Origin of the sequence: Cupriavidus sp. DB3, from assembly GCF_020418465.1 — a bacterium.
In the GTDB taxonomy this organism is placed as follows: Bacteria; Pseudomonadota; Gammaproteobacteria; order Burkholderiales; family Burkholderiaceae; genus Cupriavidus; species Cupriavidus cauae.
The window spans coordinates 820,025-833,669 of sequence record NZ_JAIZPL010000002.1 but is presented as its reverse complement, the minus strand read 5'-3'; the positions used below and the strand labels follow the sequence as shown (position 1 = coordinate 833,669).

The following is a 13,645-nucleotide window of genomic DNA, read 5'->3' as shown; positions in this document are numbered from 1 at the left end:
CAGGCGGTAGAGAGGCGACAATCAAACCACCGCCTCGTCGTCCCGTCGCACCCCTGCTGCCCCCGCCGCAACCTCATCTTCCTCCGCCGCCTCATCCGGCCAGCTGCGGCTGACCATCCATTCGTACAGCGTCGGCAGCACGATCAGCGTCAGCACGGTCGCGGTGATCAGCCCGCCGATGATCACGATCGCCAGCGGGCGCTGCGTCTCCGAGCCGATCGCGCGCGAGACCGCCATCGGGAACAGGCCCAGCATCGCCAGCAGCGCGGTCATCAGCACGGTGCGCAGGCGGTCCATCGACCCGGCCAGCACGGCCTGGCGCAGCGGCAACCCCTGCTCGCGCAGCTGGTTGAAGTAGGTCACCATCACCACCCCATTGAGCACGGCCTGGCCGAACAGCGCGATAAAGCCGATCGCCGCCGACACCGACAGCGGAATGCCGGTCAGGAACAGCGCGAACACGCCGCCCACCAGCGCAAACGGGATGTTCGACAGGATCAGCGTCGCGCTCTTGAACGACTTGAACGCCTGGAACAGCAGCAGGAAGATCAGCAGCACCGACAGCGGCACGACGATCGACAGCCGCGCCATCGCGCGCTGCTGGTTCTCGAACTCGCCGGACCAGCCGATCTTGACGTCGTCGGCGCGCACGTTCTTCGCCACCAGCGCCTGCATGTCCTTGACCACGCTGCCCATGTCCCGGTCGTGAATGAAGACGCCGATCGATGTGGTGCGCTGGCCGTTCTCGCGGCTGATATTCATCGCGCCGGACGCCGCATGGAAATGCACCAGCTGCGACAGCGGCACCTGGGCGCCCTCGGCGGTCTGCATCAGGATGTTCGGCAGGTTCGGCAGTTCGCGTTCGCCGGGCGCGAGCCGCACCACCACGCTGAAGTGCCGCTCGCCCTCCCACAGCTCGGTGGCGGCCTTGCCCGCCAGCGCGGTCTCCATCAGGTCCTGCACGTCGGCCACGTTGATGCCGTAGCGCGCGGCCTGGGCGCGGTCGAAGTCGAGCACATACTGCGGCAGCTCGCCGTCGCGGTCGATGAAGGCCCGCATCACGCCGGGCACGGTCTGCACGTTGGCCAGGATCTGGTCGGCGACGCGCTTGTTCTGCTCGAGGCTGTCGCTCTGCACCTTGATGACGATCTGGCCCTTGATCTGCGAGATGCTCTCGAGGATGTTGTCGCGCACCGGCTGCGAGAAGTTCGGCTCGATGCCGGGCAGCTTGCGCAGATTGGCGTTGATCTCGCCGATGATGCGGCGCTTGTCGAAGCCGCGCCGCCACTCCGCTTCCGGCTTCAGGTCGACCAGGATCTCGACCGTATTGATCAGCTTCGGATCGGTGCCGTCGTCCGGGCGGCCCACCTTTGAAATGGTGGACTTGACCTCGGGCGTCTGCCGGATCGTCCGCCGCAGCCGCGCGGCCTGCTCGCGCGCCTCGTCGGTCGACACCGAGGCCGGCAGGTCGAAGCTGACCCACATCGCGCCCTCGTCGAGCTCGGGCAGGAATTCGCTGCCCAGCAGCTTGCCGACGCCGGCGGTGACGACCAGCAGCGCCACCGCGCTGGCCACCACCGCGCGCTTGTGGTCCAGCGCCCACGCCAGCATCGGCGCATAGGCGCGCTTGCACAGCCGCACCACCGCGTTGTCGTGATGGGCGATGTCCTTCTTCAGCAGCAGATAGCACAGCAGCGGCACCAGCGTCAGAGACACGATCAGCGAGCCGACCAGCGCTCCCGTCACCGTGTACGCCATCGGCGCGAAGATCTTTCCTTCGTGCCGCTGCAGCGTGAAGATCGGCAGGTGCGCGGCGATGATGATCACCATCGAGAACACCGTCGGGCGGCCGACCTCGGTCGTCGCGCGCGCGATCGCGTGCAAGCGCGCGCGGCTGTCGCGGATCTTCTGCTCCTTCAGTTCGCCCAGCCGCTTGAAGATGTTCTCGACCACGATTACCGCGCCGTCGACGATGATGCCGAAGTCCATCGCTCCGAGCGACAGCAGGTTGGCCGGAATGCCGACCCAGGTCAGGCCGATGAAGGTCGACAGCAGCGCCAGCGGGATCACCAGCGCGACGATGGCGGCGGCCCGCACGTTGGCCAGGAACAGATACAGCACCGCCATTACCAGCAGCGCGCCCTCGACCAGGTTGCCGAACACCGTGTGCAGCGTCTTGTCGATCAGGTCGGCGCGGTCGTAGTACGGCACGATCTCGACGCCGCGCGGCAGGATCTGCTCGTTGAGCTGCGCGATCTTCGCCTTCAGCGCGGTCAGCACCTCCGACGGGTTCTCGCCCTTGCGCATCACCACGATGCCCGAGACGATGTCCTCCTCGTCGTCCTGCGCCATCAGGCCCTGCCGCGGCGCGGCGCCGACGCGCACCTCGGCGATGTCCTTGACCAGGATCGGCGTGCCGTTGACCTCGGACACCACCACGTTCGCGATATCGGCCGAGCTGCGAAAGCTGCCGAGCGAGCGCAGCAGATACTGCTGCCGCCCCTGCGCGACCGCGCCGCCGCCGGCGTTCGAGTTGCCGCGCTGCAGGGCCTCGAACAGCTGCGCCAGCGAGATATGCGCGTCGCGCATGCGGGCCAGATTCGGGTTGACCTCGTACTGCTTGATGGTACCGCCGATGGTCACCAGGTCCGCGACGCCCGGTACCTGGCGCAGGTTCTTCTCGACCACCCAGTCCTGCAGCGTGCGCAGCTCCTGCGGCGTGTGGCCCTTGCCCTTCAGGCGGAAGCGGTAGATCTCGCCGATCGCGGTCGACAGCGGCGCCAAGTCCGGCTGCACCCCGTCGGGCAGATCGACGCCGCGCAGGCGCTCGATCACCTGCTGGCGCGCGGTGACGTCGGTGGCCTTGTCGTTGAAGGTCACCATCAGGTAGGACAGGCCGAATTGCGTGTGCGAGAACACCCGCACCGAATTGGGCGTGCCGGCCAGCGCGGTCTCGATCGGAATCGTGACCTGGCGCTCGACCTCCTCCGCCGCGCGGCCGGGATACAGCGTGATCACGTTGACCTGCACGTCCGAGACATCCGGGAAGGCCTCGATCGGCAAGTTCTTGAAGGCCGCCAGGCCGCCGGCGACGAACAGCGCCAGCCCCATCCAGACGAACAGCTTCTGGTGCAGCGCGAAATGGACGATGCGCGAGATCATGACGCGGCCGCCCTCATCGAGCTTGCTGGCGCAGCGCGGCCTGCGTCGCGCTCGCATCGCGCAGGATGTCCTGCAGATACAGATTGCCGTCGGTCACCACCTGCATGCCGGGTTCGAGCCCGGACACCACCTCGGTCACGCCCGGCAGGCTCGCACCGACCTTGACCTCGCGGCGCTCGAAGCGATGCGCGTCGACGCGCACGAACACATAGTGATGATTGTCGGCCAGGAACACCGCCCGGGCCGGCACCGCGATGCCGTCGAAGCCGGCGGCCTGGATGCGCGCGGTGACGAACATCTCGGCCTTCAGCCGCCGCTCGGGATTGGGCACCGACAGGCGGACCTTGATGCTGCGCGCGGCCGGATCGACGTAGTCGGCGATCTTGACGACCTTGGCCGGGAAGGACTCGCCCGGATAGGCGGTCGAGGTCAGCGTCACGCTGCCGCCTGGGCGGAACAGCGCCAGATCGGCCTCGGCCGCGTCGAGCTGCGCCCACAGGTCGGAAGGGTCGGTCAGCAGGAACAGCGGCGCGGCCGGCGGCTGGTCGGGCCGCAGCTGCATGCCGGGATTCAGGTTGCGTTCGACCACCAGGCCGGCGATCGGTGCGCGCAGTGCGAAGCGATCCGGGGCGCCCACACCGATCGCGCCCGGCTTGCCCAGTTCGCCGCCGACCTGCCGCAGGGCCGCCTGCGCGCGCTGCAGTTCGGCGCTGGCCCGTGCGGCCTCGGCCTGGGCCTGCTCGAGGTCCTTCTGCGCGACGATGCCGGCGCCATACAGCTCGCGTTGCCGCGCCAGGCCCTTGGACGCCAGCGCGGCATCGGCGGCCGCCTTGCGCGCGTCGGCCTGCGCCGCGCCGAAGTCGGGCGAGGACAGCAGCGCCAACGGCTGGCCCGCGGCGACGGTGGTGCCCGGCTGCACCAGGATCTCGGCGACGCGGCCGGCGAACGGGCTCATCACGCGCACGGTACGGTCCTCGTTCCAGACCAGCCGGCCGGGCAGCGTCAGCACGCGTTCCGCGCCGCGCCGCACCGGTTCGGCGGCGATGCCGGGCAGCGACTTGACCGTATCGGGGAAGACGACGGCCGCGCCTTCGACGCGCGGCGACTCGGACTCCGGTTCGGCCTTCCGGCCGCATCCGGTCAGGCTCAGCGACGTGGCAAGCAGGACGATCGTCAACAGGGAACGGAGGGTCATGGCGACGGGATCGGGAAAGCCGGAACGTGTCCGGTCAGTGGACGGAAAGGTAGGGGGCGACGTCCTGCAGCGGCAGATCGGCAGCATCGGCCGGAGCCGCGGCGGCCGCCGCTTCATCCGCCGTGCGCGTGGCGGCCAGATAGGCGGACAGCGCCTTGGCATAGGCGCCCCGCGCCTGCGCGGCATCGAGGCGCGTCTGCCGCAGCGCGCGGCGCGCATCGAGCAGTTCGAGCACGCCGATCGCGCCCTTGCCGAAGGCGAACTCGGCATCGGCGGCGACGCGCTCGGCCGTGGGCAGCACGGCTTCGTCGATCTGACGCAGCGATTCGCGCGCGGCATCGAGGGCGGTGCGCAGCCGGCCGACCTCGTTGCCCGCGGCCAGCAGCACGCGGTTGCGTTCGTCGAGCGCCGCGTAGTAATCGACCTCGGCGCGCTGCGCCTCGCCGCCATAGCTGTGGCGCAGATACAGCGGGATGCTGACGAACACGCCGAAGCTGTTGCCGCTGCCCTGCTGGTTGGTGGCCGAGGCCGGATAGCGCTCGGCCTGCGCGCCGACGGTCACGTCGGGCACGCGTGCCGCGCGCGCCAGCTCGCGCGCGGCCGCGGCGGCCTGCAGACGCGCCTGCGCCACGGCGACATCGGGCCGCGCCTGCAAGGCCTGTTCGTCCAGCGACGGCACCGGCTCGGCCAGGCCCGGCCACCGCGGCGACAGCGCGACGTCCTGCAGCGTGCCCGGGATGCCGATGCGCTGTGCGAGTTCGGCCAGGTCGCGCTGATGATCGGCCCGTGCCTCGCGCCAGTCCGCGCGGGCGCGCAAGGCATCGAGCTCGAGCCGGGTCACGTCGGCGCGCGCCAGGTCGCCGGCCTTGTAGCGGGTCTTGTTGGCCTGCTCGGTGCGCTCGTACAGCGCCAGCGTCTGCGCCAGCACGTCGACCCGCTGCTGACTGACCGCCGCATCGAAGAAGGCCTGCTCCAGCGCGGCCATCTGCTGCACGGTGGCCGCCTGCACCTGCCGGCCCGCCGCCACGCTGGCCGCCTGCGCGGTCTTGACGCGCAGGCCGGCCTTGTTGGCGGTCTCGATCACCTGGTCGATGCGCACCGTCGAATCGACGGTCTTGTTGCGCCAGCTGCCGGCGCCGACGCCGGCATGCGGGTTGATGTTCTCCACGCCCAGGCTCAGCACCGGGTTCGGCCGCTGCCCGGCGATCCGGATATCGGCCTCGGCCGCCTGCACGGCGCGGCGAGCCGCGAGCAGGTCGGGATTGCAGCGCAGCGCCAGCGCGCGCGCCTCGGACAGCGTCAGCGTCGCGCCCGCGCCGGGCGCGCGGCATTCGCCATCTGGCTGCGGTGCGACGGCTGCCGGGGGCGGAGCGGCGGCGGCGAAACGGGCCGGCGCGCCGAGCAGCAGCGAGACGGCGATCGACGCGAGCAGCAGGCGGAGGTGGGCAAAGCGATGACGACGGACATGCACGATGACAGGCTCGATTCAGGCAACGCAGACACGAAGCGCGCCGGCAAGGCCGGCGCGACGCGACCGTGCGGCCCCTTTGGCAACGGGCCCGGCACGATCTCCGGCGGCATTGGAGCGAAACCGGATTTCAATCGGCTTTCAAGATCTTGACGATTAGCTTGCAGCGCGCGATTCCGCGGGAATGTCCTGACGTCCAGCGTGTGGGCGATGTCTCCATGTTTTATGATCGATACTTTTGCGCGAGGCCGCCGCGGTGGCGCCCGCCCCCTCCACTCGATCGACGATGCCCGATATTCCGCTGCTCCCCGCGCTGTTGACCTTCCTTCTCGGCGGTGCGCTCGGCGCAGTCGGCGGCCTCTTCGGCATCGGCGGCGGGCTGATCGCGATCCCCGCGCTCGGGCTGCTCTACGGCATGGACCAGCAACTGGCGCAGGGCACCGCGCTGGTGATGATTGCGCCCAATGTGCTGATCGGCTTCTGGCAGTACCGCCGCCGCGCGGACATCGCGCTGCGCACCGCGCTGGTGCTGGGCCTGTCCGCGGTGCTGGCGACCTATGTGGGCGCGCGGCTGGCGACGGCGATGGATGCGGTGCTGCTGCGGCGGATCTTCGCGCTGTTCATGATCGGCATGGCCGTGTATTTCCTGTGGCGGCTGTTGCCTGGCCGCGCGGTCACGGTGCAGAAGGACCGGCTGTCGTCGCGCTGGATTCCGGCGGTCGGCGTGGTCGGGGGCGCGTTGTCGGGATTCTTTGGCGTAGGGGGCGGCGTGGTGGCCGCGCCGGCACTGGTCGGTCTGTTCGGCTTCCGCCAGGCGGCGGCGCAAGGGCTGGCACTGGCGCTGGTCACGCCGGGCGCGGTGGTCGCGCTGGCGACCTATGCACAGGCCCGCCACGTCGACTGGGCCAGCGGCATCCCGCTGTCGCTCGGCGGCATGCTGACGATCTCCTGGGGCGTGGCGCTGGCGCACCGCATGCCCGAACGCCATCTGCGGGCGTGGTTCTCGCTGTGCCTGATCGCGACCGCGGTGGTGATGCTGGTGCGGGGTTGAGCCAGTGTTGATGCTGGCGCGCGGCCGACGCGGTTGGTGATGCTGGCGCGCGGCGACGCGGCGTGATGCCCGCGCGCGGCTGAGGCGGGCGTGATGCTGGTGCGGGGCTGAGGCGGCGGTAATGCTGGCGCGGGGCCGAGGCAGTGTTGGTGCCGGTGCGCGGCCGAGGCGTTTGCCGCTGCGGCCGGTCTTTTTGCCGCAGGCTAGTTCTTCCTGAACACCACGCTGAAGTTGTTGGCCGGCATCGGCACCGCTTCCTCGAAGCGCAGCCCGACGCTGTCCCCCAGCGCGATCACGGCCTCGATATCGCGCACGCCCCACGAGGCGTCGCTCGCGCGCAACTGCTCGTCGAAGATCGCGTTGCTCGGCGACGTGTGCTGACCGTCGCGACGATAGGGACCATACAGATAAAGCACGCCGCCGACGGGCAACAAGCGCGCCGCGCCCGCGAACAGCGCCTCCGTCGCCTGCCACGGCGAGATATGGATCATGTTGATGCAGACGACGGCATCGGCCTGCTCGATGCCCCAGTCGGCCTGCAGCACGTCCAGCGCCAGCGGATCACGCAGATTCGGCAATCCCGCCTCGACCTTCCACGCCGAGATCGACCGCCGCGCGGCGGGGTCCGGATCGCTGGGCTGCCAGATCCACGCCGGATTGGCGGCGGCGAAGTGCCTGGCATGCTGACCGGTGCCGCTGGCGATCTCGAGAATGGTGCCGGCCGCCGGCAATACGCGCCGCAACACATCAAGAATCGGCTCGCGATTGCGTTCGGCGGCCGGGGCGATGCGGCGGTGGTTGGGATGGACGTGTTCAGGCAGCATGGGCATCGGTCGGTCGGGCAGCCGGTTCGAACGGCGAGACTGACAGCCTACCAGCAACGGTCCCGCTGTCGAGCCGAATCGCCACTGCGATACACTGGCCCCGCCGTTGCCATTTCCCCGCCGTAGCCCCTTGCCCACGTACACCCTTTCCGCCCCCGTTCACGCCGAGCTCGATATCCGCAAGAGCCGCTTTCTCGCCGTCGCCATGCCGGTCGCCGACCGGGACGAGGCGATGCGCGTCGTGCAGTCGCTGCGCGCCGAGCATCCGACGGCGACGCATGTCTGCTGGGCGCTGTTGGCCGGCGGGCAGTCCGGCATGTCGGACGACGGCGAGCCGTCGGGCACCGCGGGGCGGCCGATTCTCGAGGTGCTGCGCCATCATGAACTCGATGGCGTGCTGGCCGCGGTGGTGCGCTACTACGGCGGCATCAAGCTTGGCGCCGGCGGGCTGGTGCGGGCCTATACCGATGCGATCGCCGCCGCGCTGAAGACCGCCGAACGGATCGAACGCATCGCCTACGCCAACGTGGCGGTCGAGGTCGACTATGCCGACGAGGCGCGGGTGCGGCGCTGGCTCGAACAGACCGGCCACACATTGGCCGACAGCGTCTATGGCTCGACGGTGAAGCTCATCGTCAGGCTGCCCGCCAGCGAAGTGGACACCGCGCGCGCGGCGCTGCGCGATGCCACCCATGGCCGCGCGCAGTTCCCGCGGGTGGACCCGGACAACGAGGGATGCCGATGAGCGAGGCGATGACCGAGCCCATGGGCGAGGTGAAAGGCGATCCGAGGGACGATGCGATGGGCGAACCAAGGAGCGGACCGGACACGGCATCGCCGCTGCGCGTGCGTATCGCCCCATCCGGGTTCGAGTTCACGGCGGAGCCGGGGCAATCCATTCTCGAGGCCGCGCTGCGCGCCGGCATTCGCCTGCCCAGCTCGTGCCGCAACGGCACGTGCCGCACCTGCCTGTCCCGGCTGGTATCCGGCAGCATCCGCTATCGGATTGAATGGCCGGGCCTGAGCGCCGACGAAAAGGAAGACGGCTATCTGCTGCCTTGCGTCGCCTGCCCCCAATCCGATCTGGAGATCGTCGCACCGGGCGCGCGGCGGCAGGACTAAGCCCGCGACGCTCAGGCGACCGCGCGCCTGCGCACCGGCGCCGGCGCAACCGCGGCAAAGAACGCCAGCGCGATCCGCAGCGCATCGGGCCCCGCCGGATCGGCATAGGCCTGGCTGGCCGCGCCGCCGCTCCACGCATGGCCCAGCCCTTCAACCCGTACCAGGCGGACATAGAGCCTGCCGTCGCGGCGCCAGTCATGCACCGCGACCGGACGGCGCTCACCCCGCCGCAGCACGCGCACCGATGGCTGGGCCGCCGCGGCCGGCAATGCGCCCGGGGTCGACAGCGACAGCCACAGCGTCGCGCTGGCGATGGCGTTGTCGTAGGCCACGACACGATCGGCATCGCCATGGATCAGCAGCAGCGGCGGCGGCATCCTGCCCTGCAATTGCAGCCGCAGCGCCTGCAATTGCGCGGCCGTATGTCCGTTCAGCGAGCCGCGCATGACGCGCCCGGCCTGCGTGGCGTTGCGTGCGAGATGCGGGGCCGCGCCCGAGTGCGAGCCGACGGCGACGAAGCGGTCGGGATAGCGCAGCGCCAGCATCAACGCCATCGCGCCACCCGCCGACAGGCCGAGAAGATGCACGCGATCGGACTGCACCGGATGCGCGCGGCAGACATGGTCGATCATTCCCATCAGCAGGCTGGCCTCCGCCGCGGCCTGCGCCTCGCTGCGGAACCAGTTCCAGCATCGATGCGCATTGGCGCGCGAGGACTGCTCGGGCAGCAGCACGATGCAGCGGCGTGCGCGCGCCAGCGCCGCCACGCGCGTGCAGGCGGCAAAGCTGGCGGCATCCTGCCCGCAGCCATGCAGCAGCACCAGCAAGGGCGCGGGCCGCGATGCGCCGACCCCGGACGGGATGAACAATCGATAGCGGCGCTGCGCCAGCGGACCGAAGCCCCAGACGCCCTCCTGCCATCGCCCGCCGCCACGACTGGTCGGCGCCGCCACCGGCGAGGCGACACCGGACAGCACGCGCCGCGCTTCCCGGCCCTGCTGCGCCGCATGGCCGACCGATTGCGCCACGGTATGCGCGACGGTCTGCGCCACCGTCTTCGTGACGGACTTGGTCACCGTGCGCGCGACGGCGCGCTGCATCTGCTGCATCTGGCGGGCAGCGGTCTTGCCAAGCTTGGCCCAGGGATTGACGGTGCGGCGGCGGCGTGGGGTCGGCATCGGTCAGCCTTGCGCTTTACGCATTGCGGTCCGCGGGTCGGGACCGAGGCCATTATGCGGCAAGCCGGAGCGCGGCATGCCGATGCGGTGCAGACGCCGATACCGTTGCCCTTGCCCTTGCCCTTGCCCTTGCCCTTGCCCTTGCCCTTGCCCTTGCCCTTGCCCTTGCCCTTGCCGTTGCCGTTGCCCTTGCCGTTGCAGTTGCAGTTGCAGTTGCCGACGCCGATGCCGATGCCGCTGCCAGTACGGTGCCGTTGCCGGGCAAGCCGGCCCTCAATGCCAGCCGCGCCAGGCCAGGTCCGCTCCCAGCAATAGCAGCCCGATAAAGAACAGCCGCCGGAACAGCGCCGCGCTGATCCGGTTGCGCAGCCGCTGGCCCAGCCACATGCCGGCCAGCGCGGGCACCAGCGTCGCCAGCGAGGCGCCCAGCACCGGCGTCTGCGCCAGCACGCCATGCATCAACAGATTGATCGCCAGCGCCACCGTCGACACCGTGAACGACAGGCCGAGCGCCTGCACCAGTTCCTCGCGCGCCAGGCCCAGGCCCTGCAGATAGGGCACCGCCGGAATCACCAGCACGCCGGTCACCGCGGTGATCGCGCCGGTGGCCAGGCCGATCAGCGGCGCCAGCCAGCGCTCATGCGCCGCCGGCACGTTCAGGTGCCACGACGACAGCCCTACCGCCGCATAGGCGATCAGCGCGATGCCAAGCGCCGCGGTGGCCTGCTGCATGGCCGACGGCGGCGCCAGCGCACCGGCCACCAGCGTGCCGACGACGATGCCGAGCAGCATCGGCCAGAGCCGCATCACCAGTGCGCCGAAGCGCGGACCGGCGGCCAACTGGACCACGTTGGTCACCATCGATGGCGCAACCAGCAGCGCGGCGGCCTGCATCGGCGGCATCACCAGCCCAAGCAGGCCGACGGCGACCGTCGGCAGGCCGAGTCCGACCACGCCCTTGACGAAGCCCGCCAGCAGAAAGGTCAGGCCGATGAACAGCGCCTGTGCGCCCAGCGTGTGAGCATCCATGCCGCGTTCCCTTACTGGTCGCCGGTACGGGCATCGTGCACGGCGCGGCTGTCGCCCGGCGCCTGCTCGCGCCGATGCATGCCGTAGTCGCGCAGCACCTGCGCGACGCGCAGCCGGTAGTCGGCAAACACGCCGCCGCGGCCCGCCGCCTGGGCGTGGCGGTGCTCGACCGTATTGCGCCAGGCCTGCACCGCGGCCTCGTCGCGGAAGAAGGACAGCGACAGCACCTTGCCTGGCGTGCTCAGGCTCTGGAAGCGTTCGACGGAGATAAAGCCGTCGATCGCTTCAAGCGTGGGGCGCAAATGCGCGGCGATATCGAGATAGGCGTCCTTCTGCCCGGGGGCGAATTCGACTTCAAAGATCACGGCAATCATCGGGGCGTCCTTGAATTGTGTTGGGTGGTCCTGTGCGGAGATCGGGATCCGAAAAGATGGGAATCAGAGGAAATGCGGGATCCGTGCGTTCAGCGATGGCCGGTAACGATACGCCTTTGCCAAGGCGGCCGGCTCGATGCCGCGCGCCAGCAGCGCGGCGACGGTGGCTTCGGCCAGCGTCGCCGCCAGCGCATCGCCGGGACATCGATGCGCGCCATGGCCGAAGGTCCAGGCCCGCTCGCCGGAATTCGGCGGCCCATACACCGAGGCACTCACCGAGGCACTCACCGGGGCACTTACCGGGGCACTTACCGGGGCATTCTCCGGGGCATTCTCCGGGGCATTCGCCGGCACATTCGCCGAGACACTGGCTGGTCGGCCTTCCGATGCGGCGGCCGCGGCCAGCAGCACCAGGATCCCATCGCCGCGCCGCAGCGGCACGCCGCAGACGTACGCATCCTCGGCCATGAAGCGGCGCGTGTTGTGGATCGGCGGATCGGTTCGCAGCACGCCCGCCACCGTCGCCTGCAGATCGTCGGCCGCGGCCGCATCGCGTGCGAGCCGCAGCAGCGTATTGCCGATCAAGCCTGCGGTGGCCTCGCAGCTCTGCACCATCAACCCCAGCAGATTGGCGGCGATCGCGGCGTCGTCGACCCCGGCCGTGCGCGCCTGCTCGCGCAGCGCCTGCGTCCACGGCGTATCGGCACGCAGGGGCTGGGCCTGCAGCGCCGCGGCGGCCTCGATGCCGGCCGCGATCTCGGCCGGACCCGCCAACGGCGACATGGCGGCGGCAAAGCTGGCGATCTGCGTGGCGATCCGGCCGGCCGTGGCCTCGTCGTCGGTGGCCGTGAACCCGAGCAAACCCGCGATCGCGATCACCGGCAGCGCGCTGCTCCAGCGATTCGCGGTCGCGCCGTGATCGTGCGTCACCGCAAGGACACGCGCCCATGCCGAGGCGGCAGCACGCACGTCGTTCAGGTCCAGCGTCGCCAACTGCCGCTGCAGCACCGCCTTCAACGGCGCATGGCCCGGCCCGTCGTTCATGCGGATCAGCCGCGCGAACAAGGTCCCGGCGGGCGACTGCGCGAGCGCCGGCGGCACCGGCTGTCCCGGCGGCCGCACCCGGCACGCCGGATGCGACAGCACCGCGGCCACCTCGTCCGGTCCCGCGGCGACCCACAGCATCAGCATCGCGTCGCGGTGAAACGGCTGCGCGTGTGCGAGTTCGCGATAGTAGGGATAGGGGTCGGGATGCGTGGCGGCGGCCAGCGGATCGGGAGGCGGCTTGGTCGGGTACAGGGTCATGGGGATCACAAGGGGGTTCGCGGCGGCTTTACGGCGGCTTTACGGCGGCATTACCTCGGCATTGCCGCGGCATCGGGGCGGCGCTACGGCGGTATTGCCGCGACATTGCCGCGGCATGACCGCCGACAAGGCATGGTTGATATCGGCAAGTATCGGCCTATACTGCGATCGTTGTTTCACCGTGGAATGAACTATGGAATACGCTCCCAGCATCAGTCAGTTGGCTGGCCTGCTGGCCGACCCGGGCCGCGCCGCGATGCTGTGGGCGTTGATGGACGGCAGCGCGAGACCGGCCGGCGAGCTGGGGCTGATCGCGGGGCTGTCGGCCTCGTCGACCAGCGGCCATCTGGCCCGGCTCGCCGAGGGCGGCCTGCTGGCGGTCGAGACGCATGGCCGCAATCGCTACTACCGGCTGGCCGCGCCCGAGATCGGCGTGGCCATCGAGGCGCTGGCCGCTGCCTCGCTGGCAAGCCGCCCGCCCCGCCTGCGTGCGGTGCCGCCCTCGCGCACCGCCCCGGCGACGCTGCGCCACGCGCGGACCTGCTACGACCACCTGGCAGGCGAACTGGCGGTCGACCTGTTCGCGCGCATGACCGATTCGGGATGGATCCTCGTGCGGGACAGCGCGGTGGAATTGTCCGAGCACGGCGCGCACGGCATGGCGCAGCTCGGCGTGGATCTGGACGGCGCACGCCGCAAGCGCAGGCAATTTGCCTGCACCTGTCCCGACTGGAGCGAGCGCAAGCCGCACCTGGGCGGCGCGCTGGGCGCGGCCTTGCTGGACGCGATGCTGCAACGGCGCTGGGTCGAGCGCACGCCATCGTCGCGCGCGCTGCGGGTGACGCCACGCGGGATGCGGGAAATCGGGCAACTGGCGAATCAGGTTGGCCGCTGGGTCGGCACGGCGGATCAACGCGGTGAACCGACGCAGTGGACC

11 protein-coding genes and 1 pseudogene are annotated in these 13,645 nt (G+C 70.3%); 4 read left to right on the top strand and 8 right to left on the bottom strand.

Features of this window, described 5'->3' with window-relative positions; all coding sequences use genetic code 11:
* Positions 1-21 precede the first annotated feature (21 nt).
* Genes K7G19_RS09430 through K7G19_RS09420 form a run of 3 tightly spaced genes read right to left on the bottom strand, consistent with a single transcriptional unit; the run spans position 22 to position 5,828 of the window.
* Positions 22-3,162 (bottom strand): efflux RND transporter permease subunit, encoded by a 3,141-nt coding sequence (locus K7G19_RS09430; protein ID WP_149318705.1) that lies wholly within the window; start codon positions 3,160-3,162, stop codon positions 22-24.
* A 13-nt stretch (positions 3,163-3,175) separates the two neighbouring features.
* On the bottom strand, positions 3,176-4,357 hold the full coding sequence (locus K7G19_RS09425; protein WP_149318632.1) for an efflux RND transporter periplasmic adaptor subunit: 1,182 nt from the start codon (positions 4,355-4,357) through the stop codon (positions 3,176-3,178).
* A gap of 34 nt (positions 4,358-4,391) precedes the next feature.
* Entirely contained in the window at positions 4,392-5,828 is a 1,437-nt protein-coding gene (locus K7G19_RS09420) for a TolC family protein (RefSeq protein WP_370639514.1), read from the bottom strand.
* Positions 5,829-6,111: 283 nt separating this feature from the next.
* Here K7G19_RS09420 and K7G19_RS09415 point away from each other — a divergent pair, with 283 nt between their 5' ends.
* The gene (locus tag K7G19_RS09415; RefSeq protein ID WP_149318631.1) at positions 6,112-6,876 is read left to right on the top strand and encodes a sulfite exporter TauE/SafE family protein; all 765 of its coding nucleotides are present in this window, start codon (positions 6,112-6,114) and stop codon (positions 6,874-6,876) included.
* A gap of 203 nt (positions 6,877-7,079) precedes the next feature.
* On the opposite strand, the gene K7G19_RS09410 is transcribed toward K7G19_RS09415, so the two are convergent.
* Positions 7,080-7,700, bottom strand: a complete 621-nt coding sequence (locus K7G19_RS09410; protein WP_226106987.1) for a DUF938 domain-containing protein — start codon at positions 7,698-7,700, stop codon at positions 7,080-7,082.
* Positions 7,701-7,830: 130 nt separating this feature from the next.
* Here K7G19_RS09410 and K7G19_RS09405 point away from each other — a divergent pair, with 130 nt between their 5' ends.
* Together K7G19_RS09405 and K7G19_RS09400 are read left to right on the top strand one after the other, a co-directional pair.
* A complete protein-coding gene (locus K7G19_RS09405; RefSeq protein ID WP_226106986.1) occupies positions 7,831-8,445 on the top strand; it encodes a YigZ family protein in 615 nt (204 codons plus the stop codon).
* Positions 8,446-8,501: 56 nt separating this feature from the next.
* The gene (locus tag K7G19_RS09400; RefSeq protein WP_226107071.1) at positions 8,502-8,822 is read left to right on the top strand and encodes a 2Fe-2S iron-sulfur cluster-binding protein; all 321 of its coding nucleotides are present in this window, start codon (positions 8,502-8,504) and stop codon (positions 8,820-8,822) included.
* Between the two features lie 11 nt (positions 8,823-8,833).
* On the opposite strand, the gene K7G19_RS09395 is transcribed toward K7G19_RS09400, so the two are convergent.
* The 4 genes from K7G19_RS09395 to K7G19_RS09380 all read right to left on the bottom strand — a co-directional run bounded on the left by K7G19_RS09395 (position 8,834) and on the right by K7G19_RS09380 (position 12,708).
* Entirely contained in the window at positions 8,834-10,000 is a 1,167-nt protein-coding gene (locus K7G19_RS09395) for a PHB depolymerase family esterase (protein ID WP_226106984.1), read from the bottom strand.
* A 273-nt stretch (positions 10,001-10,273) separates the two neighbouring features.
* Positions 10,274-11,029, bottom strand: coding sequence for a sulfite exporter TauE/SafE family protein (locus tag K7G19_RS09390; protein WP_150082319.1), 756 nt, complete (start codon positions 11,027-11,029; stop codon positions 10,274-10,276).
* Between the two features lie 11 nt (positions 11,030-11,040).
* Complete coding sequence (locus K7G19_RS09385) at positions 11,041-11,403, bottom strand: antibiotic biosynthesis monooxygenase (protein WP_226106982.1); 363 nt, start codon at positions 11,401-11,403, stop codon at positions 11,041-11,043.
* A 63-nt stretch (positions 11,404-11,466) separates the two neighbouring features.
* Positions 11,467-12,708: a cytochrome P450 gene (locus tag K7G19_RS09380; RefSeq protein ID WP_226106980.1), complete on the bottom strand. Its 1,242-nt coding sequence runs from the start codon at positions 12,706-12,708 to the stop codon at positions 11,467-11,469.
* 193 nt (positions 12,709-12,901) lie between these two features.
* On the opposite strand from K7G19_RS09380, the pseudogene K7G19_RS09375 reads away from it, so the two are divergent.
* Positions 12,902-13,582 (top strand): annotated as a pseudogene (locus K7G19_RS09375) (ArsR/SmtB family transcription factor); the annotation flags it as partial.
* Positions 13,583-13,645: the final 63 nt, after the last annotated feature.